This is a genomic window from Paenibacillus sp. Root52 (genome assembly GCF_001426865.1).
Taxonomy (GTDB): Bacteria; Bacillota; Bacilli; order Paenibacillales; family Paenibacillaceae; genus Paenibacillus.
On sequence record NZ_LMFO01000031.1, the window covers coordinates 117,184 to 131,793 of the forward strand.

A 14,610-nucleotide genomic window follows, 5' to 3' on the forward strand; every position below is an offset into this window, starting at 1 on the left:
TCGTTTTTTTTTCCTTACCCTACTTCTAGAGCTAATAGCGAAGGTAGGTCTATGTTTATTTTACACGTTAACGTAGAGGGCAGAAATAAGCTGGAGAAGCGGAGCGTTCGCCTGAAAGCTTTCTGAAGGAAAGCTACATCGGAAGCATAAGCTAACCCCGGATTTTACCCTTCATAGAAGGGGAATCAAAGAAATCTGGGGATAACAGCGATCAGAAGATTATTCTGCACTCGGAGTGACTAAGTGTAAATGTCCAATGGTCTACATGTGCTTTTTGCGACCGACAATGAGCCATGCCCCGCCCATAATTAGCACAATCGCTACAATAGGCTGGAAGAAGGACATGCTGTTTAACATCGAGCCAATCGACATTACCGCGAAGAACAGCAAGAAGAGCACGGTCAGAATGTTGATCGGAATCAACAACCATTTGTTACGTCCACCGAACCAATACAATTCGAACAGACCCACAGCTACCGCAAGAATAAAGCCAGGCCACATCGTTCCCCAGTTATCAAACAGCATCGCGATTTGGCACACAATACCTGTAGTGAGTAAAATACCGCCGGGAACGAGCAGGCCAACCCCTCGGCCGATCATGGAGAAGTAGAGCCAGTGGAAGAATAATCCCAGAGGGATAATGAATAATGTAGGCCAGAATGTGGCGAAGATCATCCCTGGACCGACTGAACCTCCCTGGTTCAGAATTAAGTACACACCTAGCAGGATGAGGACAGGCGCAAAGATTGCACGTTTTGCCATCGTAGTGTTCTCCCTTTCTCTTCGTTTTACGAACGTTGTCATTTCAATATACACAGCATACCATGAATTGGAAAAGAATAACCTCAGTCCTTGGCGTTAAAAAGAACCTAGACTTAAGTCTAGGTTCTGCGTTCTCATCCATATGATCTACCATTAGGTTCAACAGGGTAGGTCAAGTCTATTTTTGTGAAATGTCAGCATGCTTCTTGCCCCAGCTATTTACGCCGTCATCCTCAATAATGGAGATCGCTGCATCGGCAATGTCCGGGTTGGTCATCAGTTTCTCCTGAATACGGAATTTGATATCATCCGCATCTGCGAGGGATAGACCTTTAGTTAGCTCGATCAGACCTTCTACATGATAGTAGCGACCTTCCTGAATGATACGCATCATCTGGATATCGGCCACATGGGTATCTGCGAGAATGGTCTGGGATACTTTATCCTCAATATCCTGCGGAGCAGCTACGCCGATGAGTCCGATCATATTGTCATAACCTACTCGGAAGGCTACTGCGATCATGAGACAACCAATGATCGTAGTTACGATGCCGTCGAGCAGAGCGAAGTTGGTCAGCGCAATGACCACAACCGAGATCAGGGCAAGCATCGCCCCAAGTACAGCCACCACATCTTCGTAGAATACGAGACGGGTTGGTGGTGCAGCGCGGCCTACGTTTTTGATGGCGGCAGGTACGAGTCCGAATCCTGTTGCTTTGGGTGCACGAGCTTCTTTCAGGATTTCCTTCATCGCTTTGATCAGAATGGCTCCATCAATCAAGATGTTTAACACGAGTACACCGATGTTAATCCACAAGCCACCCGTATGACCAACCGGATGCTGCAACAAATGAATACCCTCGTGAATGGTTTCGTAGGCCATGATGGTGACCACGATAACGGCGATCATGCAGAAAATGTTAATGACACGCCCGAACCCTGTGGGGAATCGTGGAGTTGGTTTTTTCTCGGACAATACACTTCCGACAAATACAAACCCCTGATTAATCGCGTCAGCCAAAGAGTGCATCGCCGAGGCGAACATGGCACCACTACCACTGAATAGGAAGGCTCCTCCTTTGCATAGAGCAAGTACCGCATTTCCTGCCATGGCTACGGCAGAGGATGTGTTTCCTTTTTTGACGAGAGACATCAAGCTCTCAGACTTCGGTTGTTCAGCCACTTCGAATGTTCCTCCCAGAAATATGTGATAGGTGTAGAAAGACAGTCCTGATCTGGATAGCATGTGCATTCCCACTAAATGTTATTATAACCGTCTTTACATATCCCAGCATTATGCAAAAAAGGTCATATCATCAACTGGCTAGTATAGATACTTGAAGACAGGAGGAGCGTATATGGCAATGCCATACAACCTCAGTATTCAATCGCGTCCAAGGCGCGTAAATTCTCGTTGGATTGCTCCAAAAGCTCTGTGAATGTCCCAGCCACATAATAGATAAAGTCGGGGTCATGCTTGTACAGAATGATCTGTCCATATGTCCCTTCTGCTGTTGGATCGAAATCGAACATTAGATATAGGGAACCACCTCCCAGCATACCGAAGGGAACCCATTTCTTTTGAAACAGATAAGGCTTGATTCGAGCATCCAGTTTGCTCATCTCCTCAGCAGTGTAGAAGTCTTCCAACTTATTCTCTACAACTGTGGATTGCTCTCTGTGAATCTTCTCTAGCGATAATAGATAAAATGCGGTGTCTTCGTTGCCTTCGGCATCGGTGGGATATAGGATATGAAAGCCGTAGCCACTCCCATTTTTGCGTTTGTAAAATGCACGGAAATCTGCGGGTAACTGCACGCTATGTTCCTGCTCGAATGCATCCAATTGTTCATCTGTGACACCATCCAGCTCACGATAGGCGCTGAGTAGCTCCTGATTTTCCTCATCTTGTACTTTCTCATCTAATAAACCGTCTAGCTCGTCCATCAATGCATATATACGTTGTTCCGGCATGCCCATCCCTCCAGTGAACTATTGAAATACAAGTGGTGAATGATGTACAAAATAAGCCTCGTCTGATTTCACCTCATATTATAGGTATAATCCGGAAAGTCTCACAAGAATCGCGAGTCCTTGTCTATATGCTACATTGGTCTCAGGTTTTAGCACCCGTAACAACCCAAAAAAGCGTGAGCGACAGGGGAGATACCTGTGCCACGCTTTATTTTATTCGTATCTTTTACGATCCAATGATTTAATCAAACTTCCAACAGGACAGACTTAGATTGCCCAGCTGATAGGCTTTGAACATCAAGGTCGCTTGTTTGTTGCGATCCCCGGCACCCATTGCAATTAGCAATGGTACGAAGTGTTCTGGTGTAGGCACGGCTGCTTGCGCAGAAGGAGCAAGTGTATCGTAGGCAAACAGAGACTCGGTATCCCAGTTCTCCAATTTGTCCTGTAACCAATGGTCGAACTCCAGCGCCCAAGGGTCTATTTCGTTGCTGCCCCAGTTTAGACGACGGAGATTATGCACAGTTCCACCGCTGCCAATAACAAGAACATCTTGCTCGCGCAAGGAAGCGAGTGCTTGTCCTACCTGATACTGCTGTTCCCCTGTCAGGTATCGGTTCACGGACAAAGCGACAACAGGAATGTCGGCATCAGGGTAGAGAAGGCGAAGCACAACCCATGCCCCGTGATCCAAGCCGCGTACATCATCTGTCTGCACCGGAATTCCGGCTTCCGTGAATAGACGCTCGACCTCAGTCGTCGTCTCAGCATGTCCTTGAGCAGGGTATTTGATCTGATACAATTCGGGCTGGAATCCGCCAAAATCATAAATTGTCTCATACTCCGCGACAGAAGAGACTTGTTGCATCGTTGCTTCCCAGTGAGCGGAGAACAACACGATCGCTTTAGGTTTAGGTAGTGTTTGTCCGAGTTCCTGCAAAAATTCAGTGTATGCATTTTCCTCCAATGCAAGGGATGGAGCACCGTGTGCAATAAATAGAGATGGCATCATTATGAATTCAGTCCTTTCGGTTCTTCGTTCATCAGATTTGCATCTGTCCGAAGGAAGTGTTGGAATTGCTGGTATAGCTCGGGGGTCACATGGTGCCCGCCGTGATAAGGTACATAAGTCACGTGCTCTGTATATTGACGGAAGAAATTCGCATTATCTTCACCCAACTGCAGTGGGAATAGATGATCCTGATCGCCATGGGAGACAAACGCAGATAATGCTGGATTCGGTTGTAGTGTGTACTCGTTTTTTACAAAATGGGGTAGATAACCACTCATCGCGACAATGCCTTTGATTGCATCTCCCATCACGAGGGCAAGAGTCATCGCCATAATAGCACCTTGGCTGAACCCAGCTACATAACGTCGTGAAGGGTCAATAGCATACTTGGAGGACAGTTCAACTATTAATTGCTGTAGTCCCTGGACAGACGCATCATATAATTCACGGATTGGATTGCCAATGCTCTTGATCTGAAAAAATGCATAACCGCCGCCTTGGACGATCGGCCCACGCACCGCAACGATAATAAAATCAGACTGCAAAGGCTCCATTAAACGAAGCATGTCTTGTTCATCTGATCCCATGCCGTGCAGGGCGAAGATGACGGGATACTGTTGATCTGCATTGTAATGAGCAGGAAGACGGACTTCATGAATATATGCTGATTGCATTGGAAACACCACCTTGGTAAGAAATGAGAAGCTTCTATTTTGAAAATCAAAAAGTTCACCAATATGAAATAATTATTCTTATTTATGAACAAAATTTATCATGCATTTATTGTGAGGTCAACATCTTTTTTGTATTATAGAACTATGTTGTGTATAGGGAATATTGGTGGAGATAGGTTTGGGTCATTTCAATGGGTTTACAACTTATGATCAAGGACGTGATAAGCATGTTAAAAGGTATTGTCCCTATTCTGAGGATGTTTGATGAAAACAAGGCAAAAGAGTTCTACCTGGACTACCTCGGTTTTCAATTGGATTGGGAGCATCGATTTGAGCCGGATATGCCCTTATATATGCAGATTTCGCGTGATACAATTATCATCCATCTATCGGAGCATCATGGGGATTGTACGCCCGGAGCGGCGCTACGAGTAGAGACAGACGATGTGCAAGCGTTGCATCAGCAACTTCAACTCTCCAACTACAAATATGCCCGACCCGGTGTTGAGGACACGCCTTGGCATTCAAGGGAGATGAATGTAACTGATCCGTTTGGTAACCGAATTATTTTTGCTCAGACCATGACGGAGTAGTTCGTTTATACAGGGAAGGGAGGGGGAGCGATATGGATATTGGCTCAGCCATCCGTACGATCCGCAAACAGAAACAGATTACAATTATGCAAATGTGCGAAGGTACAGGCTTGTCCAAAGGATTTATTAGTAATGTGGAAAATAATAAAACATCACCATCGATCGCTACGCTCGAAAGTATAGCCGATTATCTTAACGTGCCACTTCCTTATCTGCTGCTGACGCCGGAGCAACGGATGAATGTGGTGCGCAAGCATGAGCGCCAGGAGACCACTGCAGGTAGTGGGCAGATCAAGGTTCAGCATCTCACCGCTAAGGGGGCCATGCGGTTGTCCATCGTGGAACTTCCACCGGGAGCATCGACAGGCATTAACAAACATGTGGGAGAAGAGAGCCATCTTATTCTACAGGGTAAAATTCGCGCAGAGCAGGGCGAGGACGTTGAGCTGCTTGAAGAAGGAGATTCCTTCACTTGGAATGCCATCGTACCGCATGAGGTCGCCAACGTCGGAGATGAACCGGCCATTGTGTTAATTGCCGTATCGAAGGAGCTGGATTTGGATCAATTGTGGAACGCCTAATCCCTGTGTAGTCCAATGTAGTGTTGAACGACGACGGAGAGAGCGAAGAATGCCAAGTGAGAGCAAGACAAAAAGCCGCCAGAATTGCTCTGACGGCTTCATTTGCATAGGGTTATTTATCTTATTGTGGATTTGTTGTCCAGATGCCCGCAGCTTTGACAAATACACGATCCGAGAGTTTAAGTGTGGCCAAAGCAAGTTCAGCTACATCTTCCGCTTGCATCATGCGATCTTCGTCGCCGACTTTCAGGCCTGCATTCGTAGCAAGCTCTGTATTTACCGTGCTTGGCGTTAAAGCCGTTACGCGGATATTGGATTTGCGCACTTCCTGCATGAGGGACTCGGTCATACCCAGCAGAGCGAACTTGGATGCACAATATGCTGAACCCGTAGCGAATCCACGCTCACCTGCCGTAGATGCGATATTGATAATGCTTCCGCTGCTCTCTTTAATCATGCTTGGCAGTACAGCGCGTGTTACATAATATGTACCCATGACGTTGACATGCAAGATGCGCTCCCATTCCTCTGGGTCCATATCTAATAGTGTGCCGAAGGTAGCAATACCAGCATTATTAATGAGAATATCGATGGCACCAAGCTCCATCTCGATGGCAGCAACAGCTGCCTCAGCCTGTGTACGATCTGAGATATCAGCAATAGCGCTGGTTACTTTGACACCATGCTCTTGACTAAGCGATTGTTGGAGTGCTTGCAAATCTGAAGCTGTGCGGGCGATCAGTCCAAGATGCACACCTTCTTTGGCAAGTGCCTCTGCGATGGCACGACCAATCCCTTTACCTGCACCAGTGATGATCGCTGTTCTATTCTTAAGTTCCATGTGGGTAATTCCTCCTTCGAGATGATCTATAAAAATTAAACTAAAGAATATTTACACTTGCCACTCCGATGACAGAGCAACCTTCCGATCGCTGTTATCCCCAGATTTTTTTGAATTTTTCCTTAAAGGAGAAATCCGGGGATAGCTTATGCTTCCGATGTAGCTTTCCTTCAGAAAGCTTTCAGGCGAACGCTACGCTTCTTCAGGTTATTTCTGCCCTCTCCGTTCCCGTGTAAATGTATAGTTCAATTTGTATAGCATTTGATTATACTATATTACCCACGGTTCGGATATTTACTTCATCATTATTGTGTGATCTTAATGCTGCCTGAAGTTGCTCTTGCCTTGATGACCTCTGTGCTTGTCATCGGGGATTCCGGAATGTTAATATCTCCCGAAGTAACCTTAACATCATAGAAACCTGCGAATTCAGGTGCTGCTTTAATGGTAATATCGCCAGATTGCCCTGACACATCAATCGGAGCTACAGTCGTCTGCTCAATTCTTACCGTTCCTGAGGTAAACGTTACATTAGCTGCACCTGCGAGTTCTTTAATCTGAAAATCGCCGGATGTCAGATCACTGGTGACATTTCCAGTAACAGCGTCCATCTTGAAGCTGCCTGAGGTCATTTTCACATTCATATCACCTTCGATCCCTGAGCCAGAGATATCTCCAGAGGTAAGACTAAGTTCAATGCGGGGGACGGTAATGTCCTTCAATCGAAGTTCGCCAGATGTATTCGTGATATCCAGTGTGTTGGCATGTAGCCCTGCTAGGTTGTAGTCCGTGGAGGAAGAAGTGAGCTTCACTTCATCTAGCGTATGCCCTTCAGGAATGGCAACGGTTAAGGTTGGCTTCGAGTTGCTCCAATTGAAATTGAAAAATTCAATGCGGACACGATCGGGTTTGACGAGATTGAACGTACCACCGGATAATGTAGCATTCTCCAGACTTTCAATGCTTTCCTTATCCCATTTGCCCTCTGCTTCAATATAGCCCTGAGATTCAGGACTCACTATGAATTGAATGTTGGCATTGAGATTCGCGTCGATCAGCAGTCGCTGCAATTCATCATTCTTGAAGTCCCATCGTTTGGAATAATCTTCACGTTGATTGCCGAATTCAACACCGTATGCCGATACGCCAACCAGACCAATCAGAATACATAACAAGGCTGTGACGAACCATTTTTTTGTAGTCATCCATTATACTCCCCTTGCATCGTTTTTTTGTTCCATCTTACGTATTGAAGCGTCACGGAGCGGAAAGCTTTGAATAGTAATTTGGCTAATATAGCAAACAGAATGCCTATACCACATGCTGCAATGGAGAAGAACAACTTCGAGGGTACAAATTCTCCTAAGAATAAGAGATCGAATACTGCAGCAATAGGTGTTATGGCGAGAAGAGACAATCCGGCAACAGTGAGCCAGACAGACCACAAGAGTAGACCAAGCGGGAGACCTAACATGAGATTCAGGAAAACGAGTCCGATCCCAGTAAACACATTACGTGCCGTTGTACTGCTCTGTGGTGGAGAAGCATTCGTTGGCATAACGCCATAGGCATGATCCGGAATCATCGTATCCATGACATACCGGTCATCAAGTGCTTCACGTGCAATTTCCTCTGGTTGCCCAAGTTCGCGGGCAATGTCTTCCTCCGTTCGTCCATCCACAAGCCCAAGCTCAAAATGCTGTTCGTAGTCAGCAAGTAACTCTGCTCGTTCTTGCGGATCCATAGCGCTAAGCTGCAGCTCCATAAGTTGCATAAATTGTTGTTTATTCATTCGAGTTACCATCCTCAATAAGATGTGCGACATTACGCACAAATTCATTCCATTCCTTGGTGAGGGTATCCATGTAAACACGACCTTCATCAGACAACTTATAGTACTTACGTGGAGGCCCCTCCGTTGATTCCTGCAAATAGGTCGTACAGTAGCCATCATTCACAAGCCTGCGTAGAAGTGGGTATAGTGCACCTTCGGCCACTTCAATATGTTTGGAGACCGCCTGAGCCAGTTCGTAGCCATAACGATCCTGACGGTTGATTAGGACCAGGACGCATAGCTCCAACACTCCTTTTTTGAACTGGATATTTACATTCACACAGGTTCCTCCTTCATTTCCGTATTCAATCACTAGTGTGTATTGTTCAGTAGCTGTGGATATAGAATAGCACTCAGTACTGTATAATGCAAGGTAGTGATTTTAAAATAGTTCTGGAACACAGCTTTATGCTGTACGTTCTCGTGCAAATGATAGATCCTAATCCAATCTATTATACTAAATGTAAATTTATGTATGTATGTTCTATTACCTCAGTATACGCAAAACCCGGATAAAATGCCTCCGTCTGAAGACGGAACTCTATCCAGGTCTGCATACTGATTGATTTTTGCTAATAAAGCTTTATTCCATTGCTTCGAGCACTTTGAGATCCTTGACTGCAGGCCCCTCGATGACTTCTCCTGCATAATTAAATCGTGAACCATGGCATGGGCAATCCCATGAGCGTTCGCCTTCATTCCATTCCACTTCACACCCAAGGTGGGTGCAGGTGGTATCAACCAGGAAGAGCTTCCCGGAAGCATCTTTGTATGCTCCAGCACGTTTGCCATCATGACGGACAACTGAGCCTTCATCATTGCCGAGCTCATTCACATGTTTGTGCACGATGCCTACTTTGCCAGAGATTAATTCTTTGGCAACATTAACATTTTCCACAATAAAATTCTTGATACCTGGATCACTCTTGAATCTTGCTGGATGGAATATCTCAGCATGTGGATTCTCTATACCCGTAATTCGATCGGCAAGCAGATGCCCGGCCATCGTACCTGTGGTCATACCCCATTTGGCAAAACCGGTAGCTACGTAAACGCGCTCATGTCTTCCGGTGATTGGGCCGATGTAAGGAACCTTATCGAGTGAGATGAGATCCTGTGCAGACCAGCGGAACGGGATGTTGCGAATGCCATAAGTATCTGCGGCGTAGCGTTCTAACCGCTCATAATGACCAAACGTACAGATGCCTTGACCGGTTTTATGATTCTCTCCACCAAAAAGGATCAATTCCTTTCCTTCATGCAGGACGGTACGCAATGAACGGGATGGTTCATCATCAGAGATGTACATACCGCCAGCAAAGGGTTTTAACGGCTCAACAGCTAGAGCATAAGATCGCTCGGCATGAAGTCTCGTAAAATAAAAACCAGGATCATATACCGGGAAATGGGAGGCAACAACCACATACTCCGCTGTAACCGAAGGGCCATTCCCATAGGTTCTAACATGCAGAGCAGCGTCTTCTTCCACATCGGTTACCGTTGTATGCTCGAAGATGCGAACCCCATTTTTCACAGCGGAGTCTAGTAGAAAACGCAGGTAGGCTAGCGGATCAAAGCGAGCTTGTCCTGGCATCTTGATGCCTGCTCTTGATGGAACATCGATAGGGAGTGGATCAACCCATTGACCAGGGATATCGAGCTTCCCATAGGCTGTCAACTCAATCTCAAGCTTCTTCAAGTTCTCTTCGGATTGGATATACACGTAAGCATCCTCATCAGCCCACTGACAATCAATCTTGTGTGACTTCACTAGCTCACGCATCCAGCTTGCAGCCTCCGCATTACCTTCATAGTACATACGTGCCTGTTCGTGTCCGAAGTGCTGCATTAACTCGTTGAATATGACGCCATGCTGTGCAGATACCTTCGCCGTGGTGTGTCCAGTTGTTCCATCCAGCACCTTACCTGCTTCAAGAACCACAACGCGTAGCCCTTTTTGGGATAGCAAATACGCTGTTGTGATACCTGCAATCCCTGCACCGATAATGGCTACATCCGCTGTTGTATCTTCTTCCAGTTTGGGATATGAATCGAAGGCGTGCGTAGCCCTCCATAGCGATTCCGGAATGGGAGGCAGTCCCACCGGGGGGTGTTGCTGATCACTCATATCTATTCCTCCTGTATCTTCTCTTAAATCCAATGGGTTCTAGATGTATAGGCGCAGTAAATCAATCTTCTATTGTCATGATTGCCACACTAAGCGAGAAAAAAACAATACATGACGGACTTTCCGAGGAATATTCATATTTTCCTGTGGTAACCTCTATTTTTTTTGATGAACATACTATATGATAAGAGTATTATCGAAATCGTTTTAGGTCATTTATTTTATAGTGGAAAAAGAGTAACAAAACATATGATGTATAAGGACTTTATTGTTCATATACATATCCATTAGGTACAATTGAATAGGTATGCCTTCACTTATTATGTATTCGCTATCATTTTGAATTCAAAGGAGATTCCATACAATGACCAACCAAACAAAATATCCTTTTCAAGATACGTCATTAGAACTAGACTCTCGCGTGAAAGACCTTGTATCCCGTCTAACTGAAGATGAGAAAATTGAATCCATGTTACAGTATCAGCCGGCGGTAGAACGACTCGGTGTTGCTGCATATAAACATGGTACTGAAGCTGCCCATGGTTTGGCATGGCTGGGAGAAGCAACATCTTTCCCACAACCGGTAGGGCTTGCGTGTACATGGGACACCGATCTGATGAAAGAGATCGGCTCCGTTATCGGGGACGAGGCACGTGTATTTTATAAACGCAATCCAGCAGTGAACGGTCTTACGCTCTGGGCGCCGACGGTTGATATGGAGCGTGATCCACGTTGGGGACGGAATGAGGAAGCTTATGGCGAAGACCCTGAACTTACAGGAGAGCTGTCTACAGCACTTGTTAAAGGGATTCAAGGTGACCATCCGAAGTATTACAAGGCAGTTGCAACGCTGAAGCACTTCCTTGCGAACAATAATGAAGTAGATCGTGGCAGTGGCTCGTCCAGCATTGATCCACGTAATATGCGTGAATATTACCTGAAAGCGTTTGAGAAGCCATTCAAAGAAGGTGGCGCGCAGTCAATGATGACGGCATATAACTCCATCAACGGTACGCCGGCTCTATTACATCCTTATGTGAATGAGGTTGTTAAGGGTGAATGGGGAATGGATGGTTTTGTTGTCAGCGATGCAGGCGATGTGATGGGGATTAAGAATGATCATAAGTACTATGATTCTCATACACCAGGTACCGTAGAGTCGGTCAAAGCAGGAATCGATAGCATTACCGATGATGCTGATCTGTCCAAGCAAGCTCTTCGTGAAGGGTTGGAGCAGGGCATACTTGCATGGGAGGATATCGACCACGCGCTATTCAACACTTTCCGTGTTCGCTTCCGTCTAGGTGAGTTCGATCCAGAGGAAGGCAATCCGTATGCATCCATTGGAGAAGAAGCGATGATGACGGACAAAGCCAAAGCGTTGTCACTGAGAGCAGCAAGAGAGCAGGTTGTATTGCTCAAAAACGAGAATGGCACTCTGCCATTGGACAAAACCAAAGCGGGCAAAGTGGCGGTCATTGGTACACTGGGCGGCACCGTATATCGAGATTGGTATGCAGGCACCATGCCATATAGTGTCTCACCACTAGAGGCGATTCAGAGCAAAGTGGGCAGCGACAACGTGCTCTTCCAGGATGGGAATGATCGAATTACGCTGACTTCCGTAGCGAACGGCAAGGCAGTTGGTCTGGCTGAAGAGGAGAATTCACCACTAATTGCTTCCGGAGAAGCAGATACCTTTACACTTACGGACTGGGGATTTGGCAGCTACACGCTGCAATCGGAACGCAATGGTAAATATGTGACCACGGATGAAGAAAAGGTAACGGCATCTGCGAACGAAGTATACGGCTGGTTCGTCAAGGAAGTATTTCATCTGTTGCCACAGCCTGACGGTAGCGTAGGCTTAACGACATGGAACGGCAAGACGGTAACTGCACCGAACGGTGGGAACGATGCATTCGCCGTTTCAGAAGAGCTGAAGTCCTTTGGCAGAGCGGAGACATTCCAGAAGGACGTCGTTGTGAATGGTGTGGAAGAAGCGGTTGCAGCAGCGAAGGAAGCGGAAACGGCTATTGTATTTGTAGGTAATAACCCGCTGGTGAACGGCAAAGAAGAGATCGACCGCCCAAGTCTGGATCTGGCAGAATCCCAGCAACGCTTAGTGGAAGCCGTGTATGCTGCTAATCCGAATACGATTGTTGTCATTGTGGGCAGCTATCCGTTCACTTCAAATTGGGTACAAGAGAACATTCCAGCCGTATTGTACACGTCTCATGCAGGGCAGGAACTAGGGAACGCGCTTGCCGATGTACTGTATGCCGATTACGCTCCAGCTGGTCGTCTGAACATGACATGGGTACAATCCGCAGATCAACTTACAGATATTAAAGACTACGATATTATTCAATCGGGTCGTACGTATCAATATTTTGAAGGAAATGTATTGTATCCGTTCGGACATGGATTGACGTATGCAGCATTCAAATACAGCAATCTAGAGCTGACACCTGCCCAGGCAGGAACAGAAGATGATATCACGGTAACAGTGGATATCACGAATACGGGCACAATCGCGAGCGATGAGGTTGTACAATTGTATGTACGTGCAGGCAAATCTCGTGTGAAACGTCCGCTCAAAACGTTAAAGGGATTCCGTCGCCTTCATATTGAAGCCGGAGCAACCGTTAACGTGAGCTTCAAGCTTCCGGTTCAAGAATTGGCCTTCTGGGACGTGACTCAGGATCGCTATGTGGTGGAGTCTGGGACCTATGCGATTATGGTGGGGAAATCCTCTTCGGATATTCAGCTTGTTGCCGATCTGACGGTTGAGGGAGAGACAATTCCAGCCCGAAACTTGAGTGTCTCCACACGAGCTGAGAACTATGATGCGTACCTCAGTGTAGATCTGGATGAGAGCAAAGAAGGCGGAACAGCTATTCGCGCGCTTGGAAAACAGGGATGGGTTCTGTATAAGGATGCAGATCTCGGCAGTGAAACAACTGAGCTGGAAGCGCGCGTATCCTCCGAACAGGAGGGTGCTGTAGTGGAAGTTCGATTGGGTGCCCCTGAAGGTACATTGGCAGGGCGTACTGAGCTGGCACAAGGCGGAGCCCAGCAATGGTCTTCGGTGAAAGCTGAGCTTAAGGGTGCAACAGGCGTACAGGATGTATATATCCTGTTATCAGCTGGGGTACGTCTCAGTCATTTTCAGATTCGATAATTGCGCTGAATTCTATTAATCTAATGCAAAGAACCTTTGAAACCACGTGTACGGTGGGCTCGAAGGTTCTTTTTTGTACAACTTATATCTCATAGACGAATCATTGTTGGATCAATCTGATATGTGCCTTATAGGCAAGGCTGCTTTAATTATCAAATGAATTTGCTATTGTGCTTCCGTTTTAATAATTTTATCAATAAATAGTTTGAGCTGTTGATTGGTTGCATTTAATTCATCGATTGTCGTCATAAAATTGTTAACGAGTTCTGCCTGTTCTTGCGAACTTGCAGTAATTTCACCAATCTCATTTTCCATTCCCTGTATCGATTGCCGAACAGCTAGAAGAGATTCTTCAATACGAGTGGTTGCATCCTTGGTATCTACGGACAGCTTGCGAATCTCCTTGGCAACGACTCCAAATCCCGCCCCTGCCTCACCTACACGAGCAGCTTCAATGGCTGCATTTAAGCCAAGCAGGTTCGTTTGCTCGGATATTTCGCGAATAAAGCTGGCAACCTGATTGACATTACTCGATTTCTGCACCGCTTCTTTGGAATTGTTCAAAATCTCTTCTGTCGTGGCACTAAGTTCTTCCGAGTGTGCAGCGACATGCTGTACGCTGTCCATTAATTGATTAGTAAGGTTGTCAGCTGCATCCATGAGTTGTTGAAGCTGATCCTGGTTATCCATGCTATACAGGATATTTAACAGAGCCAGGATGTTCCCTTGTGTATCTTTAATGGGAATAAAAGCGACATCAAAGGGGATACCGAATAACTCTTTGGGATAGTGATCCCATCTTTTCTCTGTACCGCCTTTCAGATCTTGAAAATTCACATTGGATTCCAGCAGAGGATCTCCAGCTTGGTAATTCAGCTGCTTCAGTGATTCTCCCGCGGAAAAATACAAAAATTTCTCATGATCGATAATGGAAAGGGTTACATCTTGACGCATAGCCACTCGAAAATAAGGCATAACCGCAATCAGTGCTTGAACAATATCCATATGTAATGATCCTCCTAAATGA

At 46.1% G+C, this 14,610-nt stretch carries 14 protein-coding genes; 3 read left to right on the forward strand and 11 right to left on the reverse strand.

The window, feature by feature from the left end:
• Nucleotides 1-261 precede the first annotated feature (261 nt).
• From ASD24_RS25495 to ASD24_RS25515, 5 genes are all read right to left on the reverse strand, one after another.
• On the reverse strand, nt 262-762 hold the full coding sequence (locus ASD24_RS25495; protein ID WP_056701931.1) for a hypothetical protein: 501 nt from the start codon (nt 760-762) through the stop codon (nt 262-264).
• A gap of 178 nt (nt 763-940) precedes the next feature.
• Nucleotides 941-1,945 carry a cation diffusion facilitator family transporter gene (locus ASD24_RS25500; RefSeq protein WP_156395552.1) on the reverse strand — a complete coding sequence of 335 codons (1,005 nt, stop codon included), beginning with the start codon at nt 1,943-1,945 and terminating at the stop codon, nt 941-943.
• A 194-nt stretch (nt 1,946-2,139) separates the two neighbouring features.
• Complete coding sequence (locus ASD24_RS25505) at nt 2,140-2,736, reverse strand: SMI1/KNR4 family protein (RefSeq protein ID WP_056701933.1); 597 nt, start codon at nt 2,734-2,736, stop codon at nt 2,140-2,142.
• Between the two features lie 241 nt (nt 2,737-2,977).
• Nucleotides 2,978-3,748, reverse strand: a complete 771-nt coding sequence (locus ASD24_RS25510; RefSeq protein WP_056701935.1) for a dioxygenase family protein — start codon at nt 3,746-3,748, stop codon at nt 2,978-2,980.
• The gene (locus tag ASD24_RS25515; RefSeq protein WP_056701938.1) at nt 3,748-4,422 is read right to left on the reverse strand and encodes an alpha/beta hydrolase; all 675 of its coding nucleotides are present in this window, start codon (nt 4,420-4,422) and stop codon (nt 3,748-3,750) included. Before ASD24_RS25515 ends, ASD24_RS25510 begins: the two co-directional genes overlap by 1 nt.
• Before the next feature lie 227 nt (nt 4,423-4,649).
• On the opposite strand from ASD24_RS25515, the gene ASD24_RS25520 reads away from it, so the two are divergent.
• Entirely contained in the window at nt 4,650-5,015 is a 366-nt protein-coding gene (locus tag ASD24_RS25520; protein ID WP_056702220.1) for a glyoxalase superfamily protein, read from the forward strand.
• A 32-nt stretch (nt 5,016-5,047) separates the two neighbouring features.
• Nucleotides 5,048-5,596, forward strand: a complete 549-nt coding sequence (locus tag ASD24_RS25525) for a helix-turn-helix domain-containing protein (RefSeq protein WP_056701940.1) — start codon at nt 5,048-5,050, stop codon at nt 5,594-5,596.
• 121 nt (nt 5,597-5,717) lie between these two features.
• On the opposite strand, the gene ASD24_RS25530 is transcribed toward ASD24_RS25525, so the two are convergent.
• The 5 genes from ASD24_RS25530 to ASD24_RS25550 all read right to left on the reverse strand — a co-directional run bounded on the left by ASD24_RS25530 (nt 5,718) and on the right by ASD24_RS25550 (nt 10,399).
• Entirely contained in the window at nt 5,718-6,437 is a 720-nt protein-coding gene (locus ASD24_RS25530; protein ID WP_056701941.1) for a 3-ketoacyl-ACP reductase, read from the reverse strand.
• A gap of 305 nt (nt 6,438-6,742) precedes the next feature.
• Nucleotides 6,743-7,642, reverse strand: coding sequence for a DUF4097 family beta strand repeat-containing protein (locus tag ASD24_RS25535; RefSeq protein ID WP_056701944.1), 900 nt, complete (start codon nt 7,640-7,642; stop codon nt 6,743-6,745).
• Nucleotides 7,639-8,229, reverse strand: coding sequence for an HAAS signaling domain-containing protein (locus ASD24_RS25540; RefSeq protein ID WP_056701945.1), 591 nt, complete (start codon nt 8,227-8,229; stop codon nt 7,639-7,641). Before ASD24_RS25540 ends, ASD24_RS25535 begins: the two co-directional genes overlap by 4 nt.
• Nucleotides 8,222-8,551 carry a PadR family transcriptional regulator gene (locus tag ASD24_RS25545; protein ID WP_056701948.1) on the reverse strand — a complete coding sequence of 110 codons (330 nt, stop codon included), beginning with the start codon at nt 8,549-8,551 and terminating at the stop codon, nt 8,222-8,224. The genes ASD24_RS25540 and ASD24_RS25545 overlap by 8 nt, the downstream gene beginning before the upstream one ends.
• Nucleotides 8,552-8,854: 303 nt before the next feature.
• On the reverse strand, nt 8,855-10,399 hold the full coding sequence (locus ASD24_RS25550; RefSeq protein ID WP_056701950.1) for an FAD-dependent oxidoreductase: 1,545 nt from the start codon (nt 10,397-10,399) through the stop codon (nt 8,855-8,857).
• A gap of 364 nt (nt 10,400-10,763) precedes the next feature.
• Here ASD24_RS25550 and ASD24_RS25555 point away from each other — a divergent pair, with 364 nt between their 5' ends.
• Nucleotides 10,764-13,583, forward strand: coding sequence for a glycoside hydrolase family 3 C-terminal domain-containing protein (locus ASD24_RS25555; protein WP_056701951.1), 2,820 nt, complete (start codon nt 10,764-10,766; stop codon nt 13,581-13,583).
• A 165-nt stretch (nt 13,584-13,748) separates the two neighbouring features.
• Here the strand turns inward: ASD24_RS25555 and ASD24_RS31455 are convergent, their stop codons facing one another.
• The gene (locus tag ASD24_RS31455; protein ID WP_056701953.1) at nt 13,749-14,588 is read right to left on the reverse strand and encodes a methyl-accepting chemotaxis protein; all 840 of its coding nucleotides are present in this window, start codon (nt 14,586-14,588) and stop codon (nt 13,749-13,751) included.
• Nucleotides 14,589-14,610 lie beyond the last annotated feature (22 nt).